This window comes from Plantactinospora mayteni (assembly GCF_016862935.1).
Taxonomy (GTDB): domain Bacteria; phylum Actinomycetota; class Actinomycetes; order Mycobacteriales; family Micromonosporaceae; genus Plantactinospora; species Plantactinospora mayteni.
On the sequence record NZ_BONX01000018.1, the window covers coordinates 14,640 to 40,207 of the forward strand.

Annotated in this window: 25 protein-coding genes; 17 read left to right on the forward strand and 8 right to left on the reverse strand. The window is 72.3% G+C overall.

Features of this window, described 5'->3' with window-relative positions; genetic code table 11:
- Positions 1-515 precede the first annotated feature (515 nt).
- Positions 516-3,047 (forward strand): ATP-dependent Clp protease ATP-binding subunit, encoded by a 2,532-nt coding sequence (locus Pma05_RS13535; protein WP_203858043.1) that lies wholly within the window; start codon positions 516-518, stop codon positions 3,045-3,047.
- 111 nt (positions 3,048-3,158) lie between these two features.
- Here the strand turns inward: Pma05_RS13535 and Pma05_RS13540 are convergent, their stop codons facing one another.
- Entirely contained in the window at positions 3,159-4,052 is an 894-nt protein-coding gene (locus Pma05_RS13540) for an HhH-GPD family protein (RefSeq protein ID WP_203857739.1), read from the reverse strand.
- 354 nt (positions 4,053-4,406) lie between these two features.
- Here Pma05_RS13540 and Pma05_RS13545 point away from each other — a divergent pair, with 354 nt between their 5' ends.
- The 3 genes from Pma05_RS13545 to Pma05_RS13555 all read left to right on the forward strand — a co-directional run bounded on the left by Pma05_RS13545 (position 4,407) and on the right by Pma05_RS13555 (position 6,316).
- On the forward strand, positions 4,407-4,919 hold the full coding sequence (locus tag Pma05_RS13545; protein WP_203857740.1) for a glycine cleavage system transcriptional repressor: 513 nt from the start codon (positions 4,407-4,409) through the stop codon (positions 4,917-4,919).
- Positions 4,916-5,497, forward strand: a complete 582-nt coding sequence (locus tag Pma05_RS13550) for a peptide deformylase (protein WP_203857741.1) — start codon at positions 4,916-4,918, stop codon at positions 5,495-5,497. The genes Pma05_RS13545 and Pma05_RS13550 overlap by 4 nt, the downstream gene beginning before the upstream one ends.
- A gap of 81 nt (positions 5,498-5,578) precedes the next feature.
- Positions 5,579-6,316, forward strand: coding sequence for a hypothetical protein (locus tag Pma05_RS13555; protein WP_203857742.1), 738 nt, complete (start codon positions 5,579-5,581; stop codon positions 6,314-6,316).
- A 69-nt stretch (positions 6,317-6,385) separates the two neighbouring features.
- Here Pma05_RS13555 and disA read toward each other — a convergent pair whose 3' ends face one another.
- From disA to Pma05_RS13575, 4 genes are all read right to left on the reverse strand, one after another.
- A complete protein-coding gene (gene disA / locus Pma05_RS13560) occupies positions 6,386-7,567 on the reverse strand; it encodes a DNA integrity scanning diadenylate cyclase DisA (RefSeq protein WP_203857743.1) in 1,182 nt (393 codons plus the stop codon).
- Between the two features lie 236 nt (positions 7,568-7,803).
- Entirely contained in the window at positions 7,804-9,249 is a 1,446-nt protein-coding gene (gene radA, locus Pma05_RS13565) for a DNA repair protein RadA (protein WP_203857744.1), read from the reverse strand.
- 53 nt (positions 9,250-9,302) lie between these two features.
- A complete protein-coding gene (locus Pma05_RS13570; protein ID WP_203857745.1) occupies positions 9,303-10,022 on the reverse strand; it encodes a hypothetical protein in 720 nt (239 codons plus the stop codon).
- Positions 10,023-10,201: 179 nt separating this feature from the next.
- Complete coding sequence (locus Pma05_RS13575) at positions 10,202-11,089, reverse strand: UbiA family prenyltransferase (protein ID WP_372441468.1); 888 nt, start codon at positions 11,087-11,089, stop codon at positions 10,202-10,204.
- On the opposite strand from Pma05_RS13575, the gene Pma05_RS13580 reads away from it, so the two are divergent.
- From Pma05_RS13580 to Pma05_RS13595, 4 genes are all read left to right on the forward strand, one after another.
- The gene (locus tag Pma05_RS13580) at positions 11,088-11,888 is read left to right on the forward strand and encodes a methyltransferase domain-containing protein (protein ID WP_203857747.1); all 801 of its coding nucleotides are present in this window, start codon (positions 11,088-11,090) and stop codon (positions 11,886-11,888) included. The two genes, Pma05_RS13575 and Pma05_RS13580, sit on opposite strands and share 2 nt — an antisense overlap.
- Before the next feature lie 48 nt (positions 11,889-11,936).
- Positions 11,937-13,106: an acyl-CoA dehydrogenase family protein gene (locus tag Pma05_RS13585; RefSeq protein ID WP_203857748.1), complete on the forward strand. Its 1,170-nt coding sequence runs from the start codon at positions 11,937-11,939 to the stop codon at positions 13,104-13,106.
- Between the two features lie 320 nt (positions 13,107-13,426).
- On the forward strand, positions 13,427-14,557 hold the full coding sequence (locus tag Pma05_RS13590; protein ID WP_203857749.1) for a type III polyketide synthase: 1,131 nt from the start codon (positions 13,427-13,429) through the stop codon (positions 14,555-14,557).
- 56 nt (positions 14,558-14,613) lie between these two features.
- The gene (locus Pma05_RS13595; RefSeq protein WP_203857750.1) at positions 14,614-15,105 is read left to right on the forward strand and encodes a DUF6023 family protein; all 492 of its coding nucleotides are present in this window, start codon (positions 14,614-14,616) and stop codon (positions 15,103-15,105) included.
- A 110-nt stretch (positions 15,106-15,215) separates the two neighbouring features.
- Here Pma05_RS13595 and Pma05_RS13600 read toward each other — a convergent pair whose 3' ends face one another.
- A complete protein-coding gene (locus Pma05_RS13600) occupies positions 15,216-16,019 on the reverse strand; it encodes a hypothetical protein (protein WP_203857751.1) in 804 nt (267 codons plus the stop codon).
- 330 nt (positions 16,020-16,349) lie between these two features.
- Here Pma05_RS13600 and Pma05_RS13605 point away from each other — a divergent pair, with 330 nt between their 5' ends.
- The 5 genes from Pma05_RS13605 to Pma05_RS13625 all read left to right on the forward strand — a co-directional run bounded on the left by Pma05_RS13605 (position 16,350) and on the right by Pma05_RS13625 (position 19,203).
- Positions 16,350-16,835, forward strand: a complete 486-nt coding sequence (locus Pma05_RS13605; protein ID WP_007073334.1) for a CarD family transcriptional regulator — start codon at positions 16,350-16,352, stop codon at positions 16,833-16,835.
- 66 nt (positions 16,836-16,901) lie between these two features.
- Positions 16,902-17,612: a 2-C-methyl-D-erythritol 4-phosphate cytidylyltransferase gene (gene ispD, locus Pma05_RS13610; protein WP_203857752.1), complete on the forward strand. Its 711-nt coding sequence runs from the start codon at positions 16,902-16,904 to the stop codon at positions 17,610-17,612.
- A gap of 18 nt (positions 17,613-17,630) precedes the next feature.
- Positions 17,631-18,107 (forward strand): 2-C-methyl-D-erythritol 2,4-cyclodiphosphate synthase, encoded by a 477-nt coding sequence (gene ispF, locus Pma05_RS13615; protein WP_203857753.1) that lies wholly within the window; start codon positions 17,631-17,633, stop codon positions 18,105-18,107.
- Between the two features lie 144 nt (positions 18,108-18,251).
- A complete protein-coding gene (locus Pma05_RS13620) occupies positions 18,252-19,028 on the forward strand; it encodes a helix-turn-helix domain-containing protein (protein ID WP_203857754.1) in 777 nt (258 codons plus the stop codon).
- On the forward strand, positions 19,021-19,203 hold the full coding sequence (locus Pma05_RS13625) for a DUF397 domain-containing protein (RefSeq protein ID WP_203857755.1): 183 nt from the start codon (positions 19,021-19,023) through the stop codon (positions 19,201-19,203). The genes Pma05_RS13620 and Pma05_RS13625 overlap by 8 nt, the downstream gene beginning before the upstream one ends.
- A gap of 154 nt (positions 19,204-19,357) precedes the next feature.
- On the opposite strand, the gene Pma05_RS13630 is transcribed toward Pma05_RS13625, so the two are convergent.
- Positions 19,358-19,930, reverse strand: a complete 573-nt coding sequence (locus tag Pma05_RS13630) for a TetR/AcrR family transcriptional regulator (protein WP_203857756.1) — start codon at positions 19,928-19,930, stop codon at positions 19,358-19,360.
- 113 nt (positions 19,931-20,043) lie between these two features.
- Here Pma05_RS13630 and Pma05_RS13635 point away from each other — a divergent pair, with 113 nt between their 5' ends.
- The 3 genes from Pma05_RS13635 to Pma05_RS13645 all read left to right on the forward strand — a co-directional run bounded on the left by Pma05_RS13635 (position 20,044) and on the right by Pma05_RS13645 (position 23,398).
- The gene (locus tag Pma05_RS13635; protein WP_203857757.1) at positions 20,044-20,826 is read left to right on the forward strand and encodes an SDR family NAD(P)-dependent oxidoreductase; all 783 of its coding nucleotides are present in this window, start codon (positions 20,044-20,046) and stop codon (positions 20,824-20,826) included.
- Between the two features lie 323 nt (positions 20,827-21,149).
- The gene (locus Pma05_RS13640; protein ID WP_203857758.1) at positions 21,150-22,187 is read left to right on the forward strand and encodes a tetratricopeptide repeat protein; all 1,038 of its coding nucleotides are present in this window, start codon (positions 21,150-21,152) and stop codon (positions 22,185-22,187) included.
- Between the two features lie 104 nt (positions 22,188-22,291).
- Complete coding sequence (locus tag Pma05_RS13645; RefSeq protein ID WP_203857759.1) at positions 22,292-23,398, forward strand: hypothetical protein; 1,107 nt, start codon at positions 22,292-22,294, stop codon at positions 23,396-23,398.
- Between the two features lie 23 nt (positions 23,399-23,421).
- Here the strand turns inward: Pma05_RS13645 and Pma05_RS13650 are convergent, their stop codons facing one another.
- Positions 23,422-24,597 (reverse strand): homogentisate 1,2-dioxygenase, encoded by a 1,176-nt coding sequence (locus Pma05_RS13650; protein WP_203857760.1) that lies wholly within the window; start codon positions 24,595-24,597, stop codon positions 23,422-23,424.
- 94 nt (positions 24,598-24,691) lie between these two features.
- Here Pma05_RS13650 and Pma05_RS13655 point away from each other — a divergent pair, with 94 nt between their 5' ends.
- A complete protein-coding gene (locus tag Pma05_RS13655) occupies positions 24,692-25,552 on the forward strand; it encodes a hypothetical protein (RefSeq protein ID WP_203857761.1) in 861 nt (286 codons plus the stop codon).
- The last annotated feature ends 16 nt before the right edge of the window (positions 25,553-25,568 follow it).

Genomic DNA, 25,568 nt, shown 5'->3' on the forward strand with positions numbered 1-25,568 from the left:
GGTATGAGACGATTGGGTCGAGTGTCCGCTTCGTCGACCGGTCGGTGCCGCCGGTCGCTCCCCGGCCCCGCCACGCACCCCGGCGAGGCTCCGCCGCACGGGTTGCCAGCGTGCGGTGAACGCCCACCCGGCGCCGTGCGGTTGACGCCGGCCCGGCGCCGTCGGGGAACGATCATGCCGAGCAGGGAACATCCTGGCGGCCCAGGCGTTGTCCACACCCGGTGGACGAAGTTGTCCACAGCCTGTGGATGACGCGGGGCCGCGTCGCCCGGGCGGGGGCTCGAATTTCGCTCTGCGCGTACAGCGGACGGTCTGGGAAGCATCGCTGAGCGTGGGCGGTTGGGAAAAACGTCGCGTACATGGCTCATTCCGGGAACACACGACCTCAGGAGAGTCGGCTCGCGGCGATAGAGTAAGGGAGCACGGATGTCCGCCTCGGGCGTCCGGGTGGTGGCCCCGCCACGATGCTTGGCCATCAAGATCGAGTGCGCACGGCACGTGAGGAGCACGAGGGCATGTTCGAGCGGTTCACCGACCGAGCGCGGCGGGTTGTCGTCCTGGCTCAAGAAGAAGCCCGGATGCTCAACCACAACTACATCGGTACGGAGCACATCCTGCTCGGCCTCATCCACGAGGGTGAGGGCGTGGCGGCAAAGGCCCTGGAGAGCCTCGGCATCTCCCTGGAGGGCGTCCGCCAGCAGGTGGAGGAGATCATCGGCCAGGGCCAGCAGGCGCCGAGCGGGCACATCCCGTTCACGCCGCGGGCCAAGAAGGTGCTGGAGCTGTCGCTGCGCGAGGCGTTGCAGCTCGGCCACAACTACATCGGTACGGAGCACATCCTGCTCGGCCTGATCCGCGAGGGTGAGGGCGTCGCCGCCCAGGTGCTGGTGAAGCTCGGCGCCGACCTCAACCGGGTCCGCCAGCAGGTCATCCAGCTCCTCTCCGGCTACCAGGGCAAGGAGCCCGCCGCCGCCGGTACCGCGCCGGGCGAGGCCGCGCCGTCGACCAGCCTCGTGCTGGACCAGTTCGGCCGCAACCTCACCCAGGCCGCCCGGGAGGGCAAGCTCGACCCGGTCATCGGCCGGGAGAAGGAGATCGAGCGGGTGATGCAGGTGCTCTCCCGCCGTACCAAGAACAACCCGGTCCTGATCGGCGAGCCCGGGGTCGGCAAGACCGCGGTCGTCGAGGGGCTGTCCCAGCGGATCATCAAGGGCGAGGTGCCGGAGACGCTCAAGGACAAGCAGCTCTACACGCTTGACCTGGGTGCCCTGGTCGCCGGCTCGCGATACCGCGGTGACTTCGAGGAGCGCCTCAAGAAGGTGCTCAAGGAGATCCGCACCCGCGGCGACATCATCCTGTTCATCGACGAGATCCACACCCTGGTGGGTGCGGGTGCCGCCGAGGGCGCGATCGACGCGGCGAGCATCCTCAAGCCGATGCTGGCCCGTGGCGAGTTGCAGACCATCGGCGCGACGACGCTGGACGAATACCGCAAGCACCTGGAGAAGGACGCCGCCCTGGAGCGGCGGTTCCAGCCGATCCAGGTGGGTGAGCCGTCGCTGGCGCACACCATCGAGATCCTCAAGGGCCTGCGGGACCGCTACGAGGCGCACCACCGGGTGAGCATCACCGACGCCGCGCTGGTCGCGGCGGCGACGCTCGCCGATCGGTACATCTCCGACCGGTTCCTGCCGGACAAGGCGATCGACCTGATCGACGAGGCCGGTGCCCGGATGCGGATCCGCCGGATGACCGCGCCGCCGGACCTGCGCGACTTCGACGAGCGGATCGCCCAGGTGCGCCGCGACAAGGAGTCCGCGATCGACGCGCAGGACTTCGAGCGGGCCGCCCAGCTCCGGGACAAGGAGAAGCAGCTCCTCGGCCAGAAGGCGCAGCGGGAGAAGGAGTGGAAGGCCGGCGACCTGGACGTGGTCTCCGAGGTCGACGACGAGCAGATCGCCGAGGTACTGGCGAACTGGACCGGCATCCCGGTCTACAAGCTCACCGAGGAGGAGACCTCCCGGCTGCTCCGCATGGAGGACGAGCTGCACAAGCGGGTCATCGGCCAGGAGGACGCGGTCAAGGCGGTCTCGAAGGCCATCCGGCGTACCCGGGCCGGCCTGAAGGACCCGAAGCGCCCCTCCGGCTCGTTCATCTTCGCCGGCCCGTCCGGTGTCGGTAAGACCGAGCTCTCCAAGGCGCTCGCCGAGTTCCTCTTCGGCAGCGAGGACGCGCTGATCCAGCTCGACATGTCCGAGTTCCACGACCGCTACACCGTGTCGCGGCTGGTCGGGGCGCCTCCCGGCTACGTCGGCTACGACGAGGGTGGCCAGCTCACCGAGAAGGTGCGGCGACGGCCGTTCTCGGTGGTCCTGTTCGACGAGATCGAGAAGGCCCACCCGGACGTCTTCAACACCCTGCTCCAGATCCTGGAGGACGGGCGGTTGACCGACGGCCAGGGCCGGATCGTGGACTTCAAGAACACGGTCATCATCCTGACCACCAACCTGGGCACCAGGGACGTGGCCAAGGCGGTCTCGATGGGCTTCCAGGCATCCGAGGATTCCGACTCGAACTACGAGCGGATGAAGCAGAAGGTCAACGACGAGCTGAAGCAGCACTTCCGGCCGGAGTTCCTCAACCGGATCGACGACACGATCGTGTTCCACCAGCTCAACGAGATCGAGATCCTCTCGATCGTGGACATCATGATCCAGCGGATCGAGACCCAGCTCCGCAACAAGGACATGGGCCTCGAGCTGACCGACAACGCCAAGAAATACCTGGCGAAGAAGGGCTTCGACCCCGTGCTGGGCGCCCGGCCGCTGCGGCGGACGATCCAGCGCGACATCGAGGACAACCTGTCGGAGCGGATCCTGTTCAACGAGTTGACGCCGGGCCAGATCGTGGTCGTGGACTGCGAGGGCAACCCGGACGACGTCGACAAGTCCAAGCTGGTGTTCCGCGGCGCGGAGAAGCCGGTCCCGGTGCCCGACGCGGTGCCGGCCGACCTCGGCAACACCGCCCCGGCCGGCGCGGACGAGTAGCCGACCGGCAGCTCAGGTAACCGGCGGTTCGGCCCGGTGGCAGTCGCCACCGGGCCGAATTCGTCTGCCCGGGGACTGCCGGCACCGGCGCGTTCGCCGGGGCGGCGCCGGTTATCCGTCGACGCGCCCCTCGCCGGCCAGTACGCAGGTGTCGTCGACCATCTCCACCAGGCCGTCCTCGATCAGCCCGGCCAGCGCCCGGGAGCGTTGCAGGTCGTCCGACCAGACCAGGTCCAGCCGGACCCGGGGCACCGGACCGGTGGCCTCCCGGAGTACGGCCAGCAGCCTGCCCCGGACCTGGCGGTCGGTACCGGCGTACCGCTGTGGGCGGCGGCTCGGGCCGGACGGCGCGGTACGCCCCGACGCCCGCCAGGCGCACCGGGCGGCCAGTGGACAGTCGACGCACCGGGGTGCCCGGGCGGTGCAGACCAGCGCCCCCAACTCCATGAACGCGGCGCTGGCCCGGGCGGCCCGCTCCGGTACCGCCGGCAGCAGCGCCTCGGTGGCGACCAGGTCGGCGGGACGGGTCGCCGGCCCCGCGTCCGGCTCTCCGGCGACGGCCCGGGCCACCAGCCGGCGTACGTTGGTGTCAACTACCGGGTGCCGCTGCCCGTACGCGAACGCCGCCACCGCCCGAGCCGTGTAGTCGCCGACGCCGGGCAGCGCCAGCAACTCGTCCAGCCCGGTCGGCACCTCGCCGCCGTGCCGTTCCAGTACGGCCACCGCGCACTCGTGCAGCCGTAGCGCCCGCCGGGGATAGCCGAGCCGTCCCCACATCCGGATCGCCTCGGCGGGAGTGTCGGCGGCCAGGTCGGCCGGCCGGGGCCATCGGGTCAGCCAGGCCCGCCAGGCGGGGAGTACCCGCACCACCGGGGTCTGCTGCAACATGACCTCGCTGACCAGGATCGGCCATCCCCCGATCCCGGGCTCCCGCCACGGCAGGTCACGGGCGTTCTCGTCGTACCACCGGATGGCGTCGGCGGCGAGCTGCGTTGGTGTCGACATGGCGCCGTCGATCCTGTCATGCCGGCCCGCCCGGCGGCCGTGGCGGGCACCCGGGTGTCCGCCCATCCTGGAGCGTGGGCCGGACGCCGGGTCGAGCCGCCGGACCCGAAGACCGTGCCGGGCGCGCCGTGGTGTCCGCCCATCCTGGAGCGTGATCCGGACGCCGGGTCGAGCCGCCGGACCCGAAGACCGTGCCGGGCGCGCCGTGGTGTCCGCCCGTCCCGGAGCGTGGGCCGGTTACCGGGTCGAGCCGCCGGACCCGCGCCGAGTGCCCAGGTGTCGGTCCGTCCCGGAGCGTGGGCCGGATGCCGGGTCGGGGTCCGGGTGGGGCGGATGATCGGGCAGACTGCCCGGATGAACGAGCTCGCGATCACCGTCATCGGTCCGGACCGGCCCGGCATCGTGGCCGACGTGACGGAGGCGCTGGCCCAGGTCGGGGCCAACCTGACCGACTCGACCATGACCCGGTTGCGCGGGCACTTCGCGATGACGCTGATCTGCGTCGGCCCGTCCGGTGCCGAGGCGGAGGCCGCGCTGGCCCCGGTTGTCGCGGACGGCCCGCTGGTGGCGACGGTCCGCCAGGTCGGCGCCGAGGCGACGAGTACGCCGTTCGGCGAGCCGTACCTGATGGCGGTGCACGGCGCCGACCGGCTCGGCATCGTCGCCACGCTGACCCGGGTACTCGCCGAGGCCGGCGGCAACGTCACCGACCTGACCACCCGGCTGACCGGGCCGCTCTACGTGCTCCTCGCCGAGGTGGAGTTGCGGCCGGACGCGGCCGAGGCGGTCGCCGCCCGGCTGGCCGAGGTGGGCGCCGGGCTGGACGTGGAGGTCACCCTGCGGCGAGCCGACTCGGATCTGCTGTGACGGCGAAGGACGCTTCCGGGACGGCCGAGGAGTGCGGCCTGGGCGACTGGACACCCGAGCTGCTCGGCGACCCGGGCCGGGTACGCCCGGTGGTGACCGCGCCGGCCGGGGTGTTGAGCCGGGCCGGTGCCACCGTCGACCCCTGTGCCGACGAGGTGGTCCGGCTCGCCGCCGACCTGGTGGCCACCATGCGGGTCTCGCCGGGCTGTGTCGGACTGGCCGCACCGCAGATCGGGGTCGGGGCCCGGGTCTTCGCGGTGGACGTGACCGGGCATCCCAAGGCCGTCACCCTGCACGGCACCTTCGTGCTCTGCAACGCGGAGGTCGTCGAGGCGAGCCGCTGGCGGCCGGGCCGGGAGGGCTGCATGTCGGTCCCCGACCTCACCGGCGACGTGAAGCGGGCCAGTCGGGTGGTGGTGCGGGGGCTCCTGCCCGGCACCGGAGCGGCGGTACGGCTGGTCACCGACGGCTTCGAGGCCAGGGCGCTCCAGCACGAGATCGACCACTGTGCGGGCCGGCTGTTCCTGGACCGGGTGGCCGGCGCGCACGCGGTCTACCAGCGCAAGGTCTATCTTTGACCGGCTGCGCCGATACCGCGTGGTGGGCCTCCGGCGCGTCGCGGGCGTCCCGGCCACCCGTGCCGATACGGTGAAACCATCATGCGTCTGACGGTTGGCCCCCTTCCGCCCGCCGTGTATTGGCGGCGTCGAGCCGTCGTGCTCGGCGCCATGCTGCTCTTCCTGATCGTGGTGCTCTACTCCTGCGTCAACACGGGTGGGGCGGACGACTCCGGAAGGGACAGGACCGCCGGCTCCGGGCCGTCCCCGACGCTCACCCCGGAGGTCGACCCGTCGGCGTCCGGCCCTCCCGAGTCGGGTGCACCGGAGTCGGGTGGTCCGGGCGGGGGTGACCCGTCGGACGCGCCTCCGGCGGACGAGGAGGAGACCTCGGTCGAGCCGGCGGGCGGCGGTCAGGTGCCGACTGCACCGCCGCCGGTCGACAACGAGTGCACCGACCAGGAGATCTCGGTGATTCCGGTGCCCTCGCAGACCTCCGCGCAGCGGGGCGTGCCGATCGAGCTACGAATCAAGATCAAGAACATTTCCAGCCGTACCTGCAACCGGGACGTCGGCGCCGACCTCCAGGAGCTCTACATCAAGTCCGGGGCCCGGAAGGTCTGGTCGTCGGACGTGTGCAGCGAGGTCCGGTCCAACGACATCCGGCCGTTCCCGCCCAGCCACGAGAACGCGTACACCATCTCCTGGAACGGGCGGGAGAGTTCCAAGTGCGCCAACCAGCTCGCCGCCGGGCCCTATCCGGCGGCCGGCACCTACCAGCTCTTCGGCCGGCTCGGCAACAAGCACAGCGACCCGGTCCGGATAACCATCACCGGCTGACCTCCGGCACCATCCCGCTGCCGGAGAGCCGGGCGGCAGGGACGACCCGGCCGGCGCCGACGGTCAGGGTCAGACGTAGCGCTCCAGAATGGACGCCTCGGCGAGCCGGGACAACCCTTCCCGTACGCCCCGGGCGCGGGCGTCGCCGACCCCGTCGACGGCCTGTAGGTCCTCCACGGTGGCGCCGAGCAGCCGTTGCAGGCTGCCGAAGTGGCCGACGAGCCGGTCGACCACCAGCCCGGGCAGCCGGGGCACCTTGGCGAGCAGCCGGAACCCGCGCGGGCTGACCGCCGCGTCCAGCGCGTCGGAGGCACCCGGGTAGCCGATCGCCTTGGCGACCGCGACCAGGTCGATCAGCTCGGTGGCGGTGAGCAGGTCCAGCTCGACCAGGGCCTCGTCGAGGGTCCGGGCCTTGCGCCCGGTCGGCAGGTAGTCGCGGATCACCAGGGTCCGGTCGGCGTCCACCCCGGCCATCAGCTCGTCGAGCTGGAGGGCGAGCAGCCGGCCGTCGGTGCCCAACTCCACCACGTAACCGGCGATCTCGTCGGCTATCCGCCGGACCATCTCCAGCCGCTGCACCACGGCGACCGCGTCCCGTACGGTGACCAGGTCCTCGATCTCCAGCGCGGAGAGGGTGCCGGAGACCTCGTCGAGGCGGAGCTTGTAGCGCTCCAGGGTGGCCAGCGCCTGGTTGGCCCGGGACAGGATCGCGGCCGAGTCGTCGAGTACGTGTCGCTGGCCGTTGACGTAGAGGCTGATGATCCGCATCGACTGGCTGACCGAGATCACCGGGAAGCCGGTCTGCCGGGCGACCCGCTCGGCGGTGCGGTGCCGGGTGCCGGACTCCTCGGTCGGGATCGTCGGGTCGGGCATCAGGTGCACGGCGGCCCGGACGATCCGGGTGCCGTCACTGGAGAGCACCACGGCGCCGTCCATCTTGCACAGTTCGCGGACCCGGGTGGCGGAGAACTCGACGTCGAGCGGGAAGCCGCCGGTGCAGAGCGTCTCGACGACCCGGTCGTAGCCGAGCACGATCAGCGCGCCCGTACGGCCGCGCAGGATGCGCTCCAGCCCGTCCCGCAGGGCCGTGCCCGGCGCCATCAGCGCCAGGTTGGCCCGCAACGGATCCCCGGTCGGCCCTGTCCCGTTCATGGTCATGCCGACGCCGACGGGGCGGGCCGAGGCACCGGCACTGGTGCGGACAGGAGGAGCCGCGCTGGCGGTTCGGTTCGCGTCGCGGTCGATCGGCACTCGGACATTCTACGGACTGCCCTGCGTTCGGTGCTGTCGCGGTTACTGTGACGTGCCACTGTGCCTGCTTCCTCCCATCGGCGCGCCGTCGGTACCGTCCGGGACCGGCCGCGTAGTGTCCAGTTTGTAGCTGATTGGCAAGCCTTGCCGGGCGTGGCCGTCCCGCCCGGCCGCAGGTGGCAACGGCCGTAAGCATGCCACGCCCCGACCAACCACAGCCTGGTGTGATCGTATGGTTACTCAGCCGACACCCGCGCCACGGCTTGCAGCGCCGATCGTACGTCGGTGACTTCCATCACCCGCATGTTCTCCGGAGTCACCCCGCTGGCGCTCGGCCCGCAGCCGGTCGGCACCAGGGCGTACCTGAAGCCGAGCCGGGCGGCCTCGGCCAGCCGGCGCGGCACGGCGGCGACCCGGCGCACCTCACCGGTCAGCCCCACCTCGCCGATCGCCACCAGGTCCGGCGCGATGGCCAGGTTGAGCCCGCCGGAGGCGACCGCCAGGGCGACCGCCAGGTCGGCGGCCGGCTCGACCACCCGGATCCCGCCGACGGTGGCCGCGAAGACCTCCCGGTCGTGCAGGGTCAGCCGTTCCGTCCGGCGTTGCAGCACCGCCAGCACCATCGCCAGCCGGGCGCTGTCCAGCCCGGAGACCGTCCGCCGGGGCGACCCGGCCACCGTGGCGCCGATCAGCGCCTGGACCTCGGTGACCAGCGCCCGCCGACCCTCCATCGCCACCGTCACGCAGGTGCCGGGCACCGGGTCGGCGGAGCGGGTCAGGAACAGCCCGGACGGGTCGGCCAGGCTGCTGATCCCGCCCTCGTGCATCTCGAAGCAGCCGACCTCGTCGGCGGTGCCGAACCGGTTCTTGACGCCGCGCACCATCCGCAGCGAGGAGTGCTTGTCGCCCTCGAAGTGCAGCACCACGTCGACCAGGTGCTCCAGCACCCGGGGCCCGGCGACCTGGCCGTCCTTGGTGACGTGCCCGACGAGTACGGTCGCGAGGCCCCGCTCCTTGGCGACCGCGACCAGGGCGGCGGTGACCGCCCGGACCTGGGTGACCCCGCCCGGCACCCCCTCGGTGCCCGGGGTGGAGACGGTCTGCACCGAGTCCAGCACCAGCAGGCCCGGCTTGACCGCGTCGAGGTGGCCGAGCACGGCGGAGAGGTCGTTCTCGGCCGCCAGATAGAGCTGGTCGTGCAGGGTGCCCATCCGCTCGGCCCGCAGCCGGACCTGGCTCACCGACTCCTCGCCGCTGACCACCAGCGACGGGCTGCCGGCACCGGCCGCCCACTGCTGGGCGACGTCGAGCAGCAACGTCGACTTGCCGACCCCCGGCTCACCGGCGAGCAGCACCACCGCGCCGGGGACCAGACCGCCGCCGAGCACCCGGTCCAGCTCGGGCACGCCGGTGGGGCGGGCCCTGGCCGGGGCGGCGCTGATGGTGGCGATCGGCCGGGCCGGCTCGGCCGGCGCCCGGGAACTCACCACCCGGCCGGAGACGGTCGGACCGGTGAGCGTCGACTCGACGACCGCGCCCCACTCGCCGCACTCCGGGCACCGGCCGACCCACTTGGGCGGCTGGTGGCCACAGGCGTCGCACTCGTAGGCGGGTCTGGGCTCGCGGCTCGCGGCCCGGCCGCGCCCGGCGGCGGGGCGGGACGTGGCTCGGCTGGTCGTCACCCGAGCACGCTAACCAATCGGTACGACGGAAGCCGACTCACCCGGCCGGCGGCCTACTCGTGCTCCTCTTCCTCGCCGACGACCGGAGTACCGACCGGGGCCGGCACCAGCGGCACCGCGACCGGGGCCCGTACCGGCACCTGGGTGCCGCCGAAGTCGAAGCTCAGCTCGACGATGCCGCCCGGCGGCAGCGGCTCGGACAGCCCGGAGAGCTGGAGCCAGTTGCCGACGGTCTTGTTCAGGATCACGAACCCGCCGGCCGGAATCCGGATCTCGGCCGGCAGCGTCGGGGACGCCGTGGGCGACGGGGTGGCGGCGGCACCATCGGTCGGGGCCGCCGACGGCGAGCCGCCCGGCTCCGGGCTGCCCGAGGTGGCCGCCGGGGACGGGCCGCCGGTGGTCGGCGGCGGGCTCGCCGAGACGGTGCCGCGCGGGGTCGGCGCGGCCGAGGCGCCGGCCAGCGCCACCGAGCGGGCACCGGCGGAGCTGATCCGCACCGTGACGGCCTCGCCGGAGTCGTTGTAGAGGGCGACGTTCATCGGCGCGTCGCCGCCGGCCGGGTAGCCCTGGATGTTCAGGTAGTCGATCGACAGGTTGCGGACCTTGAAGGTGTTGTCGGCCGACTGGGCGTTGGCGCCGACGCTGGTGGGCACCTTGGCGGCGGTCTCGGCGATCTGGCCCGCGCCGCACCCGGACAGCAGCAGGGTGGCGGCGGCTGCCGTACCGGCCAGCACCGCAGCGGCTCGCCGAGCCCCCCTGATCGAGCGCGTCACCTGGTCCTCCTCGTGTGCGATCCCGGTCGCCATCGCGTTCCCGGGTCGGCGGAACGGGCACGGTGGCCGTACCCGGGCCCAACGGGCTCCAGGGTAGTGGGCGGTGATCGGCTCCCGTACGGCGACCCGGTATCCCGGCCCGGCCCGCTCGGGCGGTACGGGCCGGTGGAGTGGGGCGGTCAGACCACCCGGCCGCTGGTCACCAGCAGTACGACATCGATCAGCGCGACGAGCATCACGGCCCGGAAGACGGCCACCGGGCGCTCGCCCCGGGCGGCGGCGGCCCGGCTGGCGTACCAGCCGACCGCCGGGACCACGGCGGCGACCGCGACCGCCGCCAGGCCGGCCCAGGACGGCGGCCCGGGCGGCCCGACCACCAGGGTCGCGGTGGCCGCCAGCAGCAGCCCGGCGGCGGCCAGCCGGGAGCCGGCCGGGCCGAGCCGGTGCGGCAGGCCGCGTACCCCGGTCCGCTCGTCGTCGGCCAGGTCCGGCAGCACGTTCGCGAAGTGCGCCCCGGCGCCGAGCAGCGCGCCCGCCGCGACCAGCCAGGCCGGCGGGGTCGGCGCGCCGGGCAGCCCGAGTACGACGACTGCCGGCAACGTCCCGAACGAGACCGCGTACGGCAGCACCGAGAGCGGGGTGGACTTCAGCGGCCAGTTGTAGAGCAGCGCGGAGACCAGGGCGAGGGTGGCCGCCCCGGCGGCGGTCGGGTTGAGGGTGAGTACGGGCAGCGGGGTGACCAGGGCGGCCAGGACCCCGGAGACACCGACCAGCCGTCGGCTGATCATGCCGCTGGCCACCGGCTTGTCCCGGCGGCCGACCGCGGCGTCCCGGTCGGCGTCGAGCCGGTCGTTGACCCAGCCGATGGCGAGCTGGCTGGCCAGCACGGTGAGGGCCACCGCCGCGATGCCGCCGGGCGGATGCCCGACGCCCCAGGCGAGCAGGGCCGAGACGGCGGTCACCGCGACCGCCGGCTCGGGGTGGCTCGCCCGGACCAGCCCTAACACCACATGCGACATATGGGAAGTCTGGTTGTTACCGCTCGGTCGTGCCAGGCTCGATCGCATGCGGAGAGCGCGGACCAGGGAGGATGCCGGGGCCAGCACGCCCGGCAGCCGGGTCCGGCGACTGCCGCGCAACGACCCCCGGCAGTACGACGACCTGGCCGACGAGTGGTGGCAGCCGGACGGCGCCTTCGCGATGCTGCACTGGCTGGCCGAGGCACGGGCCGGGCTGGTGCCGCCGGCCACCCGTCCCGGGGCGGTCCTGGTCGACCTCGGCTGCGGAGCCGGGCTGCTCGCCCCCCGGGTGGCCGGCAGGGGCTACCGGCACGTCGGGGTGGACCTGGTCCGCTCCGCGCTCGCCCAGGCCGCCGCGCACGGCGTCACCCCGGTCAACGGGGACGCCGGGGCGGTACCGCTGGCCGACGGCTGCGCCGACGTGGTGGCCGCCGGTGAGGTACTGGAGCACGTACCGGATTGGCGGCGGGTGGTGGCCGAGGCGGCCCGGCTGCTCCGGCCCGGCGGCACGCTGGTGCTGGACACCCTCAACGCCACCCTGCTGAGCCGCCTGCTGGCGATACGGGTGGCCGAACTCTTCCCCGGCGTACCCCGGGGCATCCACGACCCCCGTCTCTTCGTCGACGCCGGGGAGTTGGTCCAGGAGTGCGCCCGGCACGGGATCGCGCTGCGGGTCCGGGGCATCCGGCCGGCGGCCTGGGGCACGGCACGCTGGCTGCTGCGCCGGGCGGTCCGGCGCTCGGGCCCGGCCGGGGACGGGCGGACCGAGGCCCCGGACGCGCCACGGATCGTGCCGACCTGGTCGGCGGCGGTGCTCTACCAGGGGTGGGGGACCAGACAGGAGTAGGGCGGGCGGCAGCGCCGGCCATCCCGGCCGGTGCGGGAAGGGACACGCATGACGGTGGACGCGCTCGCAGCGGCGCGCCGGGTGGCGCCACGACTCGCCGCCCGGGCGGCCGAACACGACCGGGACGGCACGTTCCCGGTCGAGGACTTCGCCGACCTGCGCTCGGCCGGGCTGCTCGGGCTGATGGTCCCGGCGAGGCTGGGCGGGCTCGGGGCCAGCTTCGCCGGGTACGCGGCGGTCGCCAGCGAGCTGGCCCGGGGCAACGGCGCGACGGCGCTGGTCTTCAACATGCACGCCTCGGTGACCGGTGCGCTCGGCGCGCTGACCGAGGAGTTGGCCGAGGCGCTCGGCGTACCGTCCGAGGCGCTGGCGGCCCGGGACCGGCTGCTCGCCGAGGCGGCGGCCGGCGCCTGGTATGCGGTGGCGATGAGCGAGCGCGGCGCCGGCTCCCGGCTGTCGAAGCTGACCACCACGTACGAGCCGGTGGACGGCGGCTACCACATCAAGGGTGCCAAGACCTTCTGCTCCGGGGCGGGACACGCCGACGGCTACCTGGTGGCCGCCCGGAGCGTCGCCGACCAGTCGGTGGTGTCGCAGTTCCTGGTCCCGGCCGGGCCGGACGGGCTGCACGTCGAGCCGACCTGGGACTCGCTCGGGATGCGGGCCACCGCCTCGCACGACCTGCACCTGGACGTGACGGTGCCGACCGACCGGCTGCTCGGCGGGGTGGAGGGGCTGGCCCTGGTGGTCGCGCAGCTCATGCCGCACTGGCTGGTGGCCAGCTATGCGGCCGTCTACGTCGGAGTGGCCCGGGCGGCGATCGACGCCGCCGTCGAACACCTGACCGGACGCGGGCTGGACGGCCTGCCGGCGGTACGCGCCCGGGTCGGCCGGGCCGACGCCGCCACCGCCGCCGCCCAGTTGGCGGTGACCGAGGCGGCCCGCCGGGTCGACGAGGCGCCGGGCGACGCCGAGACGAACCGCTGGGTGTGGCGGGCCAAGCTGCTGGCCGGGACGACCGCGGCCGAGGTGGCGGCCTCGATGGTGGAGGCGGCCGGCACCTCGGCGACCCGGCGGGGCCATCCGCTCGAACGCCTCTACCGGGACGCCCGGTGCGGGTCGCTGCATCCGGCCACCTCGGACGTCTGCGCGGACTGGCTCGGCATCGCCGCGCTCGGCGGCGACCCGGACCGGGACGCGTCGACTCCCCGATGGTGAGGGGTCCGGTGACCGAACCCCTTTCACCCTGAACCGCGCGGCGTTCACGTACCGCGTCCGACCTTGCGGTCCGCCCGAGCGCGAGGGGAGGTTGAAGAAGGTTCACTGGTACCTGACAGTGGCGAGCCGGCCGCCCGGCCACCACCGGCGCGGTCGGGCCGTACCGCGACCGGGCGCGTCCGGTCGGCGCGAGTCCCGAGGTCACGCTCGGGGGTTGGGCTCGGTGGGGCGCGTGGAGCGCGCACGGTGCGTTCGGCACCGGCGGTCGCCGGGGTCCAGTGCAACTGCACCCCGAAGAGCAGTCGCGATCGGAGGACGGCATGGGAAGCGGAAGCGGGCAGGACGGCTCCGGGGTGATCGTCGGCGTGGGCGTGGCGCTGCCGCCCACGGCCAGCCAGCAGGAGCTGTGGGCGGGCTTCTTCGCGGGGCACTTCTCCGGGTCCACCCGGGCGCTCGCCGAGCGGATCTTCGCCAACTCCGGGGTACGGCACCGGCAGGCGGCGGTGAACCCGCTGCTGGAGGACGTCTCGGACTGGCCGACCGAGCGCCGGATGCGCCGCTACCAGATCGAGGCGCTGCCGCTGGGCAAGGAGGCGGTCGCCCGGGCGCTGACCGACGCCAGGCTCTCGGCCGGGGAGATCGGCCTCTTCGTGGTCTGCTCCTGCACCGGGTACGCCACGCCGGGGCTGGACATCCTGCTGGCCCGGGACATGGGGATGGCCCCGGACACCCAGCGGATGTTCGTCGGCCACATGGGGTGTTACGCGGCCCTGCCGGGGCTGGCCGCCGCCAACGACTTCGTCACCGCCCGGGGCCGCCCGGCGCTGCTGCTCTGCGCCGAGCTGACCAGCCTGCACATCCAGCCGTCGACGGCTCGGATGGACACCCAGCAGATCATCTCGCACGCGCTCTTCTCCGACGCCGCCGTCGCCGTCGTGGTCGCTCCGGGAACCCGTTCCGGGTACGCCGTCCGCGAGGTCACCGCCGTCACCGACACCTCGACGGCCGACCACATGACCTGGGAGTTGACCGACACCGGCTTCCGGATGGGACTGTCCCCAAAGGTGCCCCAGGTACTGGCGGCACACGTCCTCGATCTGGTCACCGACCTGCTGGCCCGGCACGGAAAGCGGATCTCCGAGGTGGACGGCTGGGCGGTGCATCCCGGCGGTCCCCGGATCCTCAACGTGGTGGAGACGGAACTCGGCCTGCCGCCGGAGGCCCTCGCCGCATCCCGGGCGGTACTCGACGAGAACGGCAACTGTTCGTCGCCGACCTCCCTACTCATCGTGGAACGACTTCGGCGGTCGGCCGTTCCACCCCGTACCGTGGTGATGCTCGCGTTCGGACCCGGGCTGACCCTCTACGCGGCACTGCTGGACCGGCAGCCCGGGGCGGCACGGGCGGACGGCACGCGGCCGGCCCACCAGGTCGGCCAGGGTGGCTCCTAGCGAGATCTCGGCTCGACTGGCGAGATCTCCGTTCGACCGGCGGGAGGAGGCGACCGGTGCGCAGGGTGGCGTTGACGATGGCGGCGGTGCTGCTCGTCGGGATCGGCGGCTGGTGGTCGGTCCGGTCGGCACCGGAGCCGGCCCGGCCGGGGCGGACCGGGGTCGGCCTGCCGGAGGTGGCCCCCGGGATCGGCGGGGCGGATCTGGCCGGCGAGCGGGCTGGAAGTGTGGCCGGGCAGAGCCTGCCGCGCTTCCCGGACACGGTCTGGCGGGAGACGGCCACGCTCAACCAGCGGCGTTTCGTCACCTGGTCGATCGACACCCGCCCGGGCGGTCGCTACCTGCTCCAGTACGTCTGCCTCAGCCCGGGCGAGCTGCACATCCGGGCGCTCCGGGGTGTGACGGAGAGCTGGTCGAAGTCGGTGAGCTGCCCCGGACCCTTCGGCAGTGTGCAACTCGTCGCGGCCGGCGACGAGCTGTCGATCGGGGCCCGACGGCTGAACCACCGGCACGTGGAGATCGCCCTCCAGGTCGTGGCACTCCCCTGACCAGCCTTGTCGATGGGCCAGCTCAGGCAGATGGCCGGCTCAGGCGGGATGGCCGGTTCGGGCGGGTGAGTGGTCGGCAGGCGGATGGCCAGCCGGGCGGGGAGACCGGTTCAGACGGCGGTCAGCAGGCGGGGCAGGTCGGCCTGGTAGTCGCCCGGTGAGCTGAGTACCGGCACGGTCCGGAGGATCTGCCCCGACCGGCTGGCCAGTACGGCGGCGCCCCGGCCGCTCCCGTCGGCCAGGTGCAGCGCGGTCCGCAGCTCGGAGGTCGGGTCGGTCAGGAAGCGCGGTACCCCGCCGCCGGGCGCTGGCATGGTCCGGGTGCCCGGTACGGTCCGGCGGGTGCTGACCGCCACCACGGCGACGCCCGGCGGGACGGCCCGGACGGCGGCGTCGAGGTGCTCGTCGCAGGTACAGCCGTCGATCAGGATGATCACGGCGGGGAGCAGCCCCCGTAACGGGACGACCCGTCCGTCCTCTCCCACCAGGTCGAGCGCGGGCAGGGACCGCCCGGCGGGGTTCGTCGGGTCGCTCGGGCTGCTCTGGTCGCTCGAGCTGCTGCTCTGGTCGCCCGGGGTACCGGGAGTGCTCCGGCCGGTCGCGGTCGGCCGGTACGGGGTGGGCCAGGTGAGGGCGAAGAGGCTGGCCATGGTGGCCAGCAGGGCGACCGACATGATCAGCAGGGAGAGCCGGAGCGGGGCGGGGCCGGCGGTGGCGGTGGGGAGCCCGAGACGCCTGCGCCAGCCGTTGTGACGGGCCTGTAGTCGCAGCTCGCGGCGGACCTGCGCGGCTTCGGCGGCCAGTTCGGCCGGATCGTCGGGGATGACGATCCGGCCCCAGTCGGCGGGTAGGTCGGGCACGCCGTCGAACGGGCCGTTGTCCGGCCGGCCGTCGCCGTCCGCCGACGTGCTCATGGCGCACCCCCTGGCTGCTCACCTGAGGTGTGAATCGGGCTCCGCTCCAGCCTCCCCCACCGGGGGTCGGATCGCCAGTGGGCGGCGGTGCCGTGTGCCGAAGAGATATGCTGGTGGGACCGCAACGCCCTACATCCGATTTTTCCGATCCGTCTTGTCGGCCGGTGATCCGTGTGTCACGCAGTGTGCCTAAATCCATGGATCGCTGCTGTGTCAAGCCGAAGAAAGACCTCTCACAGGGCCTCTGAGCTGCGCTAACGGTCAGGACTGCGGTGGGACATCGGTGCCTGAGCGTGTTACCCTAGACACAGCGAAAGGGGTTTCGAACCTATGGTTTTCAGTGTCGGCGAGACCGTTGTTTACCCCCACCACGGGGCCGCACTCATCGAGGCAATCGAGACTCGGGTCATCAAGGGCGAGCCCAAGCAGTACCTCGTCCTCAGGGTCGCTCAGGGTGATCTGACGGTCCGGGTGCCCGCCGAGAATGCCGAGATCGTGGGCGTGCGCGAAGTGGTCGGCGAAGAGGGCCTGGGCAAGGTCTTCGATGTCCTCCGTGCCCCGCACACCGAGGAGCCGACCAACTGGTCGCGGCGTTACAAGGCAAATCTGGAGAAGCTGGCCTCCGGTAACCCTCTCAAGGTGGCTGAGGTTGTCCGCGACCTCTGGCGCCGGGAGCGGGAGCGGGGGCTGTCGGCGGGTGAGAAGCGAATGCTCGCCAAGGCCCGCGACATCCTCGTCGGTGAGGTCGCACTCGCCGAAAAGAGCACCAAGGACGAAGCGGAAACTCTTCTCGACAAGGTGCTCACCGAGGCATAGCACCCCCAAGCTGGCACTTCCGCCAGTGCCTGCGACGTACCCCGAAGAAAGTCCGAGGACCGCGACGTGACCGCGCAGCTCAATCCGCGCGGTGACGTCGCGGTCCTCGTTCCGGCTGCCGGTGCCGGCGTCCGGCTCGGGCCGGGCGGCCCCAAGGCGCTCCGCCGGATCGGCGGCGAACCGCTGCTGGTGCACGCCGTACGGCGGATCGCCGCCGCACCCTCCGTGCACACCATCGTGGTGGCGGCGCCACCCGGTGACGACGACGCGGTCCGCGAGCTGCTCGGGCCGGTCGCCGAGCTGACCGTGGTGGCCGGCGGGGCCACCCGGCAGGAGTCGGTCGCCGCCGCGCTGGCGGCGGTGCCGGCCGGCCCGGAGATCGTCCTGGTGCACGACGCGGCCCGGGCGCTCACCCCGACCACCCTGGTCGAGTCGGTCGCCGAGGCGGTACGGGGCGGCGAGGACGCCGTGATCCCGGTGCTCCCGGTGGTCGACACGGTCAAGGAGGTCTCGGCCGCCGGCGTGGTGCTCGGCACCGTCGACCGGTCGGCGCTGCGGGTCGTGCAGACACCGCAGGGCTTCCGGCGGGCGGTGCTGGCCGCCGCGCACGCCGCCGCCGCCGATCCGCTCACCGACGACGCGGGCCTGGTCGAGAAACAAGGGGTACGCGTCGCCTGCGTCCCCGGCTCGGAATACGCGCTGAAGATCACCCGCCCGTTCGACCTGGCCCTGGCCGAGCACCTGCTCAGTGCCGTGCCGCTCGCCGGGCACCACTGATCGCCTACGCTTTCGCACGTGATCCTTCCGCTGGTCGGTGTCGGTACCGACGTGCACGGGTTCGAGCCCGGTCGGGCCTGCTGGGTGGCCGGCCTGCACTGGCCGGGCGTGGACGGGCTGGCCGGGCACTCCGACGGTGACGTCGCCGCGCACGCCGCCTGCGACGCGCTGCTCTCCGCCGCCGGCCTCGGCGACCTGGGCAGCAACTTCGGGGTGGCCGAGCCGGAGTGGGCCGGCGCCGCCGGGGTGGCGCTGCTGGCCGAGACCGCCCGTCGGGTCCGGGCCGCCGGCTTCGAGATCGGCAACGTCTCGATCCAGGTGATCGGGGTACGCCCGAAGATCGGTCCCCGCCGCGACGAGGCCCAGCGGGTGTTGACGGCGGCGGTCGGCGCCCCGGTCACGGTCTCCGGTACCACCACCGACGGTCTCGGTCTCACCGGTCGGAGCGAGGGGCTGGCCGGCATCGCCGTCGCGCTCGTCCACCGGCGGTCCTGAGGTCCTGCCCGAGGCCACTTTATAGGGAAGTAGTGCAATCTTCCTCGCCCGCTCCAGTCTGGACCGCTGATCAGAGGTGGCAGAAAATGGGCGGAAGGCATTAGAGGCGGATGCCCCGCATCGATTTCCGAGACAGGGGCGGATATGAGCGATCTTCGGGCACTTCTCAAGAGACTGCGGGCCGAGAAGAAGCTGACCCAGCAGCAGGTGGGCAGAGCGATCAACGTCAGTACGTCGCTCTACGCCGGATTTGAAAGCGGTCGACTGGTGCCGCGACCCGAAACGGCCGAGCAACTCGACGGGTTCTTCGGCACCGGTGACGAGATCCAACGGGCTTCGGACGCGGCCCGGGAGGACGCGCTGGCGGTCTGGATGCGGCCGTGGCGGGAGAACGAGAAGCGCGCCGTGCTGCTGCGGACGTTTCAACCCAACCTGATCCCCGGGCTGCTCCAGACCGAGGGATACTCGCGGGCGGTGCTGCACGGCGGTCGGTTGCCCGACGAGGCGATCGCGCGGACCGTCCAGGACCGCCGGGACCGGCAGGCGGCCACGGTGGACCGGCCGGACCCGCCGATGCTGACCGGGATCCTCGGCGAGTTCGCGCTGCACTGCGGCCCGCCGGACGTGCTGAAGGAGCAACTCGAGCACCTGGTCAGTGCCAGCTATCGCCACCGGGTGCAGGTGCGGGTGGTGCCGCGGTCCGCCGGGCTGCACATCGGATTGTCCGGCCCGTTCGTGCTGGCGACCCTCGCCGGCGGGGCCCGGGTCGGCTACCTGGACTCCCAACTGCGCGGCGAGGTGGCGACCGACCCGGAGGACCTGAGGAAGTTAGAGTTGGCCTGGGATATCGTGACCGGGCTCGCACTCCCGGTCGACCAGTCGAGAGACCTGATCGTGAAGGCGGTTGAGGAGCATGGCTGAGCAGCCGAACTGGCGTAAGAGCAGCCGTAGCAGCGCCAACCAGGGCAACTGTGTGGAGGTTGCGGACAACCTCCCGGGTCGGGTGTTGGTGCGGGACAGCAAGGATCGGTCGGGGCCGGTGCTGGCGTTCGGTCCGGCGACCTGGCGGGCCTTTGTCCGAGACGTTCGCGGATAGCCTCCGCCGAGGCGACGAACCGCCCCCGCGACCCGTGGCAGCACGGGTCGCGGGGGCGTTGTCGTTATGGGATGGCCGCCCCGATCACCGGTTCACCCTCGGCCTCTCCCGTCCGTCGGCGAGCGCCTGCTCGTCGAGGACCGGTCGTCTTCCCCTAACGGCCGGAGACGCCGTGTAACAGGGTGTCGATGATGCGGGCGGCGAGCCGGTCGGGATCGTCGTCGGTGGTGCGTGGCGCGCCGTGTGCGGTCTCGCTGATCAGTGCGATGTAGACCCGCCTCGTCCAGGTCAGGTCGGCGTCTGCCCGGATGATCCCAACCTGCTGTGCCCGCACGAGCACCCGGTCACAGGCGGCGAAGACGTCGGCCTGGGCCTGTGCCGTGGTCGGCGCGACCGCGAGCTGACCCATCGCGAAGGGCCAGCCGGACTTGATGCGCAGGATGTTCGCGGTCGCCTGATGTAGCGCCACCAGTGGTGGCGCGGTGTCGGGCCGGGCCTGCTCGACCGCCTCGCGGACCTGCTGCCAGGCGGCGTCGGCCATGCTCCGGACGAGCGCGTCCCGGTTGGCGAAGCGGCGGTGGATCGTCGTACGCGCGACGCCCGCTGCCTCGGCGATCTGCTCCATGGTGGCGTTCGGGTCGTCGCTCAGGATGCGCTCGGCGGCCTCCAGGATGCTGCGGATGCTGCGTTCGGCATCCGCCCTCAGTCGCCGGTCACCGTCGGCCATCTCGCCCCCGTCCCCTTCCGCCCTGCTGCGGTGATGTTACACCAGGATGCAGCTCGCCTGATATCTGCAACACGACGTTGCAGTTGTGGAAGCAAATTGGTACGGTCTGTTGCATGAATGAGACAGCTCTCGTCACCGGCGCGTCGTCTGGCATCGGCGCCGAGTTCGCCCGTCAACTCGCGGCCAGAGGCCACGACCTGGTGCTCGTCGCCCGTTCGGCCGCGCCCATGCAGGAACTGGCCGCAGTGCTGCGGCAGACCCACGGCGTACGCGTCGAAGTGATCACGCAGGACCTCGCCGAGCCCGACGCCGCCGCCTGCGTACTCGACGGGTTGCGGTCTCGCGGGCTGAAGGTGGACCTGCTGGTCAACAACGCGGGCTTCGGCACGTGTGGCAGATTCGAGGAGATCTCCCGCCTGCGCGACCACGAGCAGTTGATGGTCAACGTCGTGGCCCTGACCGATCTGACCCACGCGCTGGTCCCGCCGATGCTGAAGCGCGGTCGCGGCGCGGTCGTCAACGTCGCCTCGACCGCGGCCTTCCAACCCACGGCATACTTCGCGGTCTACAGCGCGGCCAAGGCATTCGTGCTCAACTTCAGCCTCGCGCTCTGGACCGAATACCGCGATCGGGGCGTGAAGGTCCTCGCGCTCTGCCCCGGCCCGGTGCAGACCGGCTTCTTCGACGTGATCGGCACCCGTAAGGCGGCCGTCGGGCGGATGGAGACGCCGGAGCCGGTCGTCAGGCGGGCGCTGCGGGCGCTGGACCGCAACCAGGGCTACGTGGTGCCGGGGGCGAGCAACTTCGCCGGGGCGCACCTTCAGCCCCGCCGGCCACGCAAGATGGTGGCCATGGTGAGCCGGCTCGTCACCCGGGGCGTACTGACGACCTCGTGACGGCTCGTCGAAGGTGAGTCGGGCTCGGGTGCTCGTCGGGGAGCGTGGCAAAGCCCAGCGGAGGTTCCGGCAGTGGAGGCTGCGGAGGCTGTGGGAAGGGCTGCTCGGCGGACCGGCGGTAGATAGGGACCAAGCCTGACACCACGGGGGGAGCGCCAGGCTTGGTCCCGTCTACGGTACCGCGCATCCGCCGACCTGGGGAGTGGGCATTCGGCGGGTCGCCGGTTAACTGGCCGGTGGCCGCCATTCAACTGCCCGGAGAGTGGGTGTTCGGCAGGTCGGGCGTGGAGATCGGGCGGGACAGCGCCGGATAGGCTCGGCCCGTGTCCAGCGACGCCGATTCCGACCAGTCCTCCTCCGCCGAAGGGTACGTCCAGCGCGCCGAACTGCTCGCCGAACTCGGCCGGTACGACGAAGCCGCCGCCGAAGTCGGGTTCGCGATCGCGCTCGACCCGTCGAATGTGCGTGCGCTGCTCATGCTCGCGATGGTCAAGCTCGCCGCCGACAAGCCGGAGGAGGCGCTGACCGCCGCCGACTCGGCCGTGGCCGTCGCCCCGGAACTGGTCCATCCACTGGTGATCCGGGGACATGCCCTGGCCGACCTGCGCCGGTTCAAGGAGGCGGCGGCGACGGCCGACGAGATCCTCGCGCTCGGGCCGGACGACGCGTACGCCCAGCGCAGCGCGGCGGCGATCCTGGCCGAGTCGCGTAACGGACAGCAGGCGCTCAACGCCGCGTGGCGGGCTGTCGAGTTGGCGCCGGAGGAGCCGCAGGCGCACCTGGTGCTGGGCCTGGTGGCGGCCAGGATGCAGATGTTCGACCTGGCCGAGCGGGCGTACCGGGAGGCGCTGCGGCTGGACCCCGAGTTGGCGGCGGCCCAGCACAACATCGGAGTGATCCGGCTGGAGCAGCGGCGCTACTCGGAGGCGCTGGAACATCTCGCGGATGCGGCGGCCCTGGAGCCGACCAGCCGGGACGGCGCCCGGACCATCGGTGGCGGACTACGCCAACTCCTGATGTACGGCGCCGGCTACACCATCGTGGTGTCGGTGCTGGTCGCCTGCCTGGCGGCGGCGAACCCGGTGTCGTCCCGGCTCTGGGCCGGGCTCGCGGCAGTGACCGGCGGCATCCTGGTCTGGCGGTTCGCCAAGCGGGTGCCGAACCTGGGCCGGGGGCGGCTGCCCGACCTGATCCGCTCGGACCGGCTGCTGGCCCTCGCCGTCTACACCGTGATCGCCGGACCGTGCCTGATCATGCTCTACGCGATCCTCGGTACCCCGTGGCCGCTGGTGCTGGCGATCCTCGCCACCGCCGCGACCGAGCTGGCGGTGCTCTTCGGCTGGTCACCCGATCGCGACTGACGGCACGATCCGTATCGGACGGCGTGGATGAACAGGTAGAGTCCGGGACAGAACATCCCGTTTCTTCTCGGCCTGCCCGTGCCGACCGGACGATCGGGGGTGCGATGGCTCGGCAGTGGACCCATCGGTGGAGTCGCCGACTCGGCATGGCGTTGTGCGGGGTGTTGTTGGTGCTCACCGGCTGCACCGACGAGACCGGGCCCGAACCGCCGGCGCCGGTGGTGACCGCCGAGGAGTTCGAGCAGCGCCTCACCGAACACCTGTCCCGCGCGGTGAGCGGAGCACTGGAACCCGAGGCGCAGGCCACCCCGCCGAGCCATTCCCGGACGGTGGGCTGCGCCGACCTGCCCGAGGGCGGCCCGACCTGGGGTGTCCGGCCGCGGGCCGAGCTGGCAGTGTCCGCTGGCGAGAAGGCCGAGAAATACCTCGACGACGTGGAAATGTGGATGCTTCGCGAGGGCTTTGCCGAACATGACAAGCGGTGGCGGGTTGGCACGCCCGCCGACGTCCGGGAGGTCACCGCCACGCATGAGGACGGCACTCAGTTGCTCATGGAGATGGCACGGGACAGTGGGCGGTTCACCGTCGCCGTGACCGGGCCGTGCACGTGGCCGCCGGATCGGCCCGGCGGCCCGCCAGCCTCCGGACGGCTCCCACCCCTCGCGCCGCCGTCCGGGCCGACGCAGACCCGCAACGAGGATTCCGCCGACCCGTGCCGGTCGCCGAAGCTCTATGTCTACAACCTCACCTCCCGGCCTTTCGCCGGGCGTGGGCCGCACCTGATGGCGCTGGTCGGATATCCCGACGAGCGGGAGATGGAGTACGCCGAGGTCCTGCTGCCCAGGGAATGGGAACCTCGGTACGAGCCTGGCACCTCCGACCGGGATCTCGATCAGGTGCAACTGTTCGTCTGCGTACGCGTGACGGCGACCAAGGATTCGCGCAAGGACGTCACCTGCAACTACGCGAGTGAACAGGCAGCGCCGGGCGGGGGCAGACCGTTCACCTTCGACCTGTTCGAGAGCGTCTATCACGTCACGGTACGGGAGGCCCGCAGCGGCAGGATGGTCAGCGAGTTCATCGTGCCGGGGCGACAGGGCGCCGAGGACAGCTGCCCATATCGCATGAACTACAACCGGAAGCTGGCCCGGGGCATCGACGAGGCGGCCTTCCAGAAGAGGCTGCGGCCCCTCGCCGAGGCACGTCGGTGACGAGGTCGTCGTCGCGCTAGGACTCAGCCGGTGGTACGGCCGGACCAGGTCCAGGCGTACCCGGTGTCCTCGCAGGAGAGTGCCGGGCCGCAGAGGTCGAGCGGGCGGAAGGTGTCGACCATGACGGCCAGCTCGTCGAAGCGCTCCGCCCCGATCGCCCGCTCCGGTGCGCCGGGCTGCGGGCCGTGGGTGAAACCGGCCGGGTGCAGCGAGATCGACCCTTGCTCGATGCCGGAGCCGCGTCGCGCCTCGTAGTTGCCGCCGGTGTAGAAGAGCATCTCGTCGGAGTCGACGTTGTGGTGGTTGTACGGCACCGGGATCGCCAGCGGGTGGTAGTCGACCTTGCGGGGGACGAAGGAGCAGATCACGAAGTTCGGCCCCTGGAAGGTCTGGTGCACGGGCGGGGGCTGGTGGATCCGGCCGGTGATCGGCTCGAAGTCGTGGATCGAGAACGCCCACGGGTAGAGGTGGCCGTCCCAGCCGACCACGTCGAACGGGTGGTTGGCGTACACGTGGCGGGTCCAGCCCCGGCGGTGCTGGACGTACACCTCGACGTCGGTCTCCTCGACCAGCAGCGGCGCCTCCGGGCCGCGTACGTCCCGCTCGCAGTAGGGGGAGTGTTCGAGAAACTGGCCGCGTACCGAGAGGTAGCGCTTGGGCGGGCCGATGTGCCCGGACGCCTCCATGGCGAGCATCCGGAGCGGTTCCGGGGCGACCGGGACGATCCGGTACACCACCGAGGTCGGGATGATCACGTAGTCGCCGGCGGTCACCCCGAGCACCCCGAAGCTGGTCTCGACCCGGGCGGCGCCGGACTCGACGTAGAGGCACTCGTCGCCGATCGCGTTGCGGTAGAGCGGGGAGGGCTGGTCGGCGACGACGTACGAGATCCGGACGTCGTCGTTGGCCAGCAGGTGCTGCCGGCCGAGGATCGGGTCGGCGCCGGCACCGCCGTCGAGTTTGTGGGTACGCAGGTGGCGCGGCTTGAGCGGCAGGTTCGGCACCCGCTGCCAGGCCGGTGGGGTGAACTCCTCGGCGGCGACGATCGCGGTCGGCAGATAGCGGTGGTAGAGCAGCGACGAGTCGGAGGAGAAGCCCTCCTGCCCCATCAGCTCCTCGGCGTAGAGGCTGCCGTCGGGTTGCCGGAACTGGGTGTGGCGCTTCCGGGGAACCTCGCCGACGCTGCGGTAGTACGGCATGATCGCCTCCCTTTTGTCCCAGTCACCGGCCAAAAGCGTCCGATAATCGGACGGTGTTGTCCGCTAGTCGTAGCGTCCCGTAAGTTCTCTGTTCGTGTCAACGCAGGTGCCCCGGCTCTTCGCCGGGCTGGTCGACGACGCCGCCGTCTTCCCGCCCGGCAGCGCCACGCTGCCCGAGGCGGTCGCCGCGCACCGCCGGCACCGCAGAGCCTGGTACGCCCCACTGGTCGGCCCCCTGCTGCTGCCCGCCTCCGCCCTGCCCGGCCTGCCGGCCCTGCTCGACGACGACGAGCGGATCGACGTCGGCGTGATCGGCGACGTACCCGTGCCGGAGCTGTACCCGCTGCGCGAGCGGACCGACCCGCGGATCCGGATCCGGCAGGTCGAGATGGCGGTGGCCAAGCGGGGCGAGGACCCGCTACCCGGGCTCGCCGCCCTCGCCGGCCTCCCCGCGCACCTGGACCACGACGCCGACGTCTACGCCGAGATCCCGCTCACCTGGGGGCTGCTCGGCGCGCTCGACAAGCTGGCCGACGAGCGGGCCGCCGGCAGCCGGATCGCGGCCAAGTTCCGCACCGGCGGGCTGGCCGCCGAACTCTTCCCCACCCCGGTCGAGCTGGCGGCGGTGATCGGCGCCTGCCGGGACCGGGACCTGCCGTTCAAGCTCACCGCCGGGCTGCACCACGCGATTCGGCACATCGACCCGGAGACCGGCTTCACCCACCACGGCTTCGTCAACATCCTGGCCGGCACGGCCGTGGCCTGCGCCGGAGCCGAGGTCGCCGAGGTGGCCGAGACGCTGGCCGCGACCGACCCGTTGCCGCTGGTCGAGGCGGCCCGGTCCCGCCGCCAGGAACATCGTCCACTCTGGATCGGGTTCGGCTCGTGCAGTGTGATGGAACCGCTGATCGACCTGGTCCGGCTGGGACTGGTGAACGGAGGCTTGAAGCCGTGACAGTTGGGGGACGCGG

Bases quoted from the DNA above. Each gene is read 5' to 3' on its own strand.
- Pma05_RS13635 (WP_203857757.1), top strand. From the start codon at position 20,044: ATGAATGAGACAGCTCTCGTCACCGGCGCGTCGTCTGGCATCGGCGCC.
- Pma05_RS13630 (WP_203857756.1), bottom strand. From the start codon at position 19,930: ATGGCCGACGGTGACCGGCGACTGAGGGCGGATGCCGAACGCAGCATC.
- Pma05_RS13575 (WP_372441468.1), bottom strand. From the start codon at position 11,089: ATGCGATCGAGCCTGGCACGACCGAGCGGTAACAACCAGACTTCCCAT.
- Pma05_RS13645 (WP_203857759.1), top strand. From the start codon at position 22,292: ATGGCTCGGCAGTGGACCCATCGGTGGAGTCGCCGACTCGGCATGGCG.
- Pma05_RS13625 (WP_203857755.1), top strand. From the start codon at position 19,021: ATGGCTGAGCAGCCGAACTGGCGTAAGAGCAGCCGTAGCAGCGCCAAC.
- Pma05_RS13620 (WP_203857754.1), top strand. From the start codon at position 18,252: ATGAGCGATCTTCGGGCACTTCTCAAGAGACTGCGGGCCGAGAAGAAG.
- Pma05_RS13545 (WP_203857740.1), top strand. From the start codon at position 4,407: ATGAACGAGCTCGCGATCACCGTCATCGGTCCGGACCGGCCCGGCATC.
- Pma05_RS13585 (WP_203857748.1), top strand. From the start codon at position 11,937: ATGACGGTGGACGCGCTCGCAGCGGCGCGCCGGGTGGCGCCACGACTC.
- Pma05_RS13605 (WP_007073334.1), top strand. From the start codon at position 16,350: ATGGTTTTCAGTGTCGGCGAGACCGTTGTTTACCCCCACCACGGGGCC.
- Pma05_RS13600 (WP_203857751.1), bottom strand. From the start codon at position 16,019: ATGAGCACGTCGGCGGACGGCGACGGCCGGCCGGACAACGGCCCGTTC.
- Pma05_RS13650 (WP_203857760.1), bottom strand. From the start codon at position 24,597: ATGCCGTACTACCGCAGCGTCGGCGAGGTTCCCCGGAAGCGCCACACC.
- Pma05_RS13535 (WP_203858043.1), top strand. From the start codon at position 516: ATGTTCGAGCGGTTCACCGACCGAGCGCGGCGGGTTGTCGTCCTGGCT.
- Pma05_RS13555 (WP_203857742.1), top strand. From the start codon at position 5,579: ATGCGTCTGACGGTTGGCCCCCTTCCGCCCGCCGTGTATTGGCGGCGT.
- Pma05_RS13590 (WP_203857749.1), top strand. From the start codon at position 13,427: ATGGGAAGCGGAAGCGGGCAGGACGGCTCCGGGGTGATCGTCGGCGTG.
- Pma05_RS13580 (WP_203857747.1), top strand. From the start codon at position 11,088: ATGCGGAGAGCGCGGACCAGGGAGGATGCCGGGGCCAGCACGCCCGGC.
- Pma05_RS13540 (WP_203857739.1), bottom strand. From the start codon at position 4,052: ATGTCGACACCAACGCAGCTCGCCGCCGACGCCATCCGGTGGTACGAC.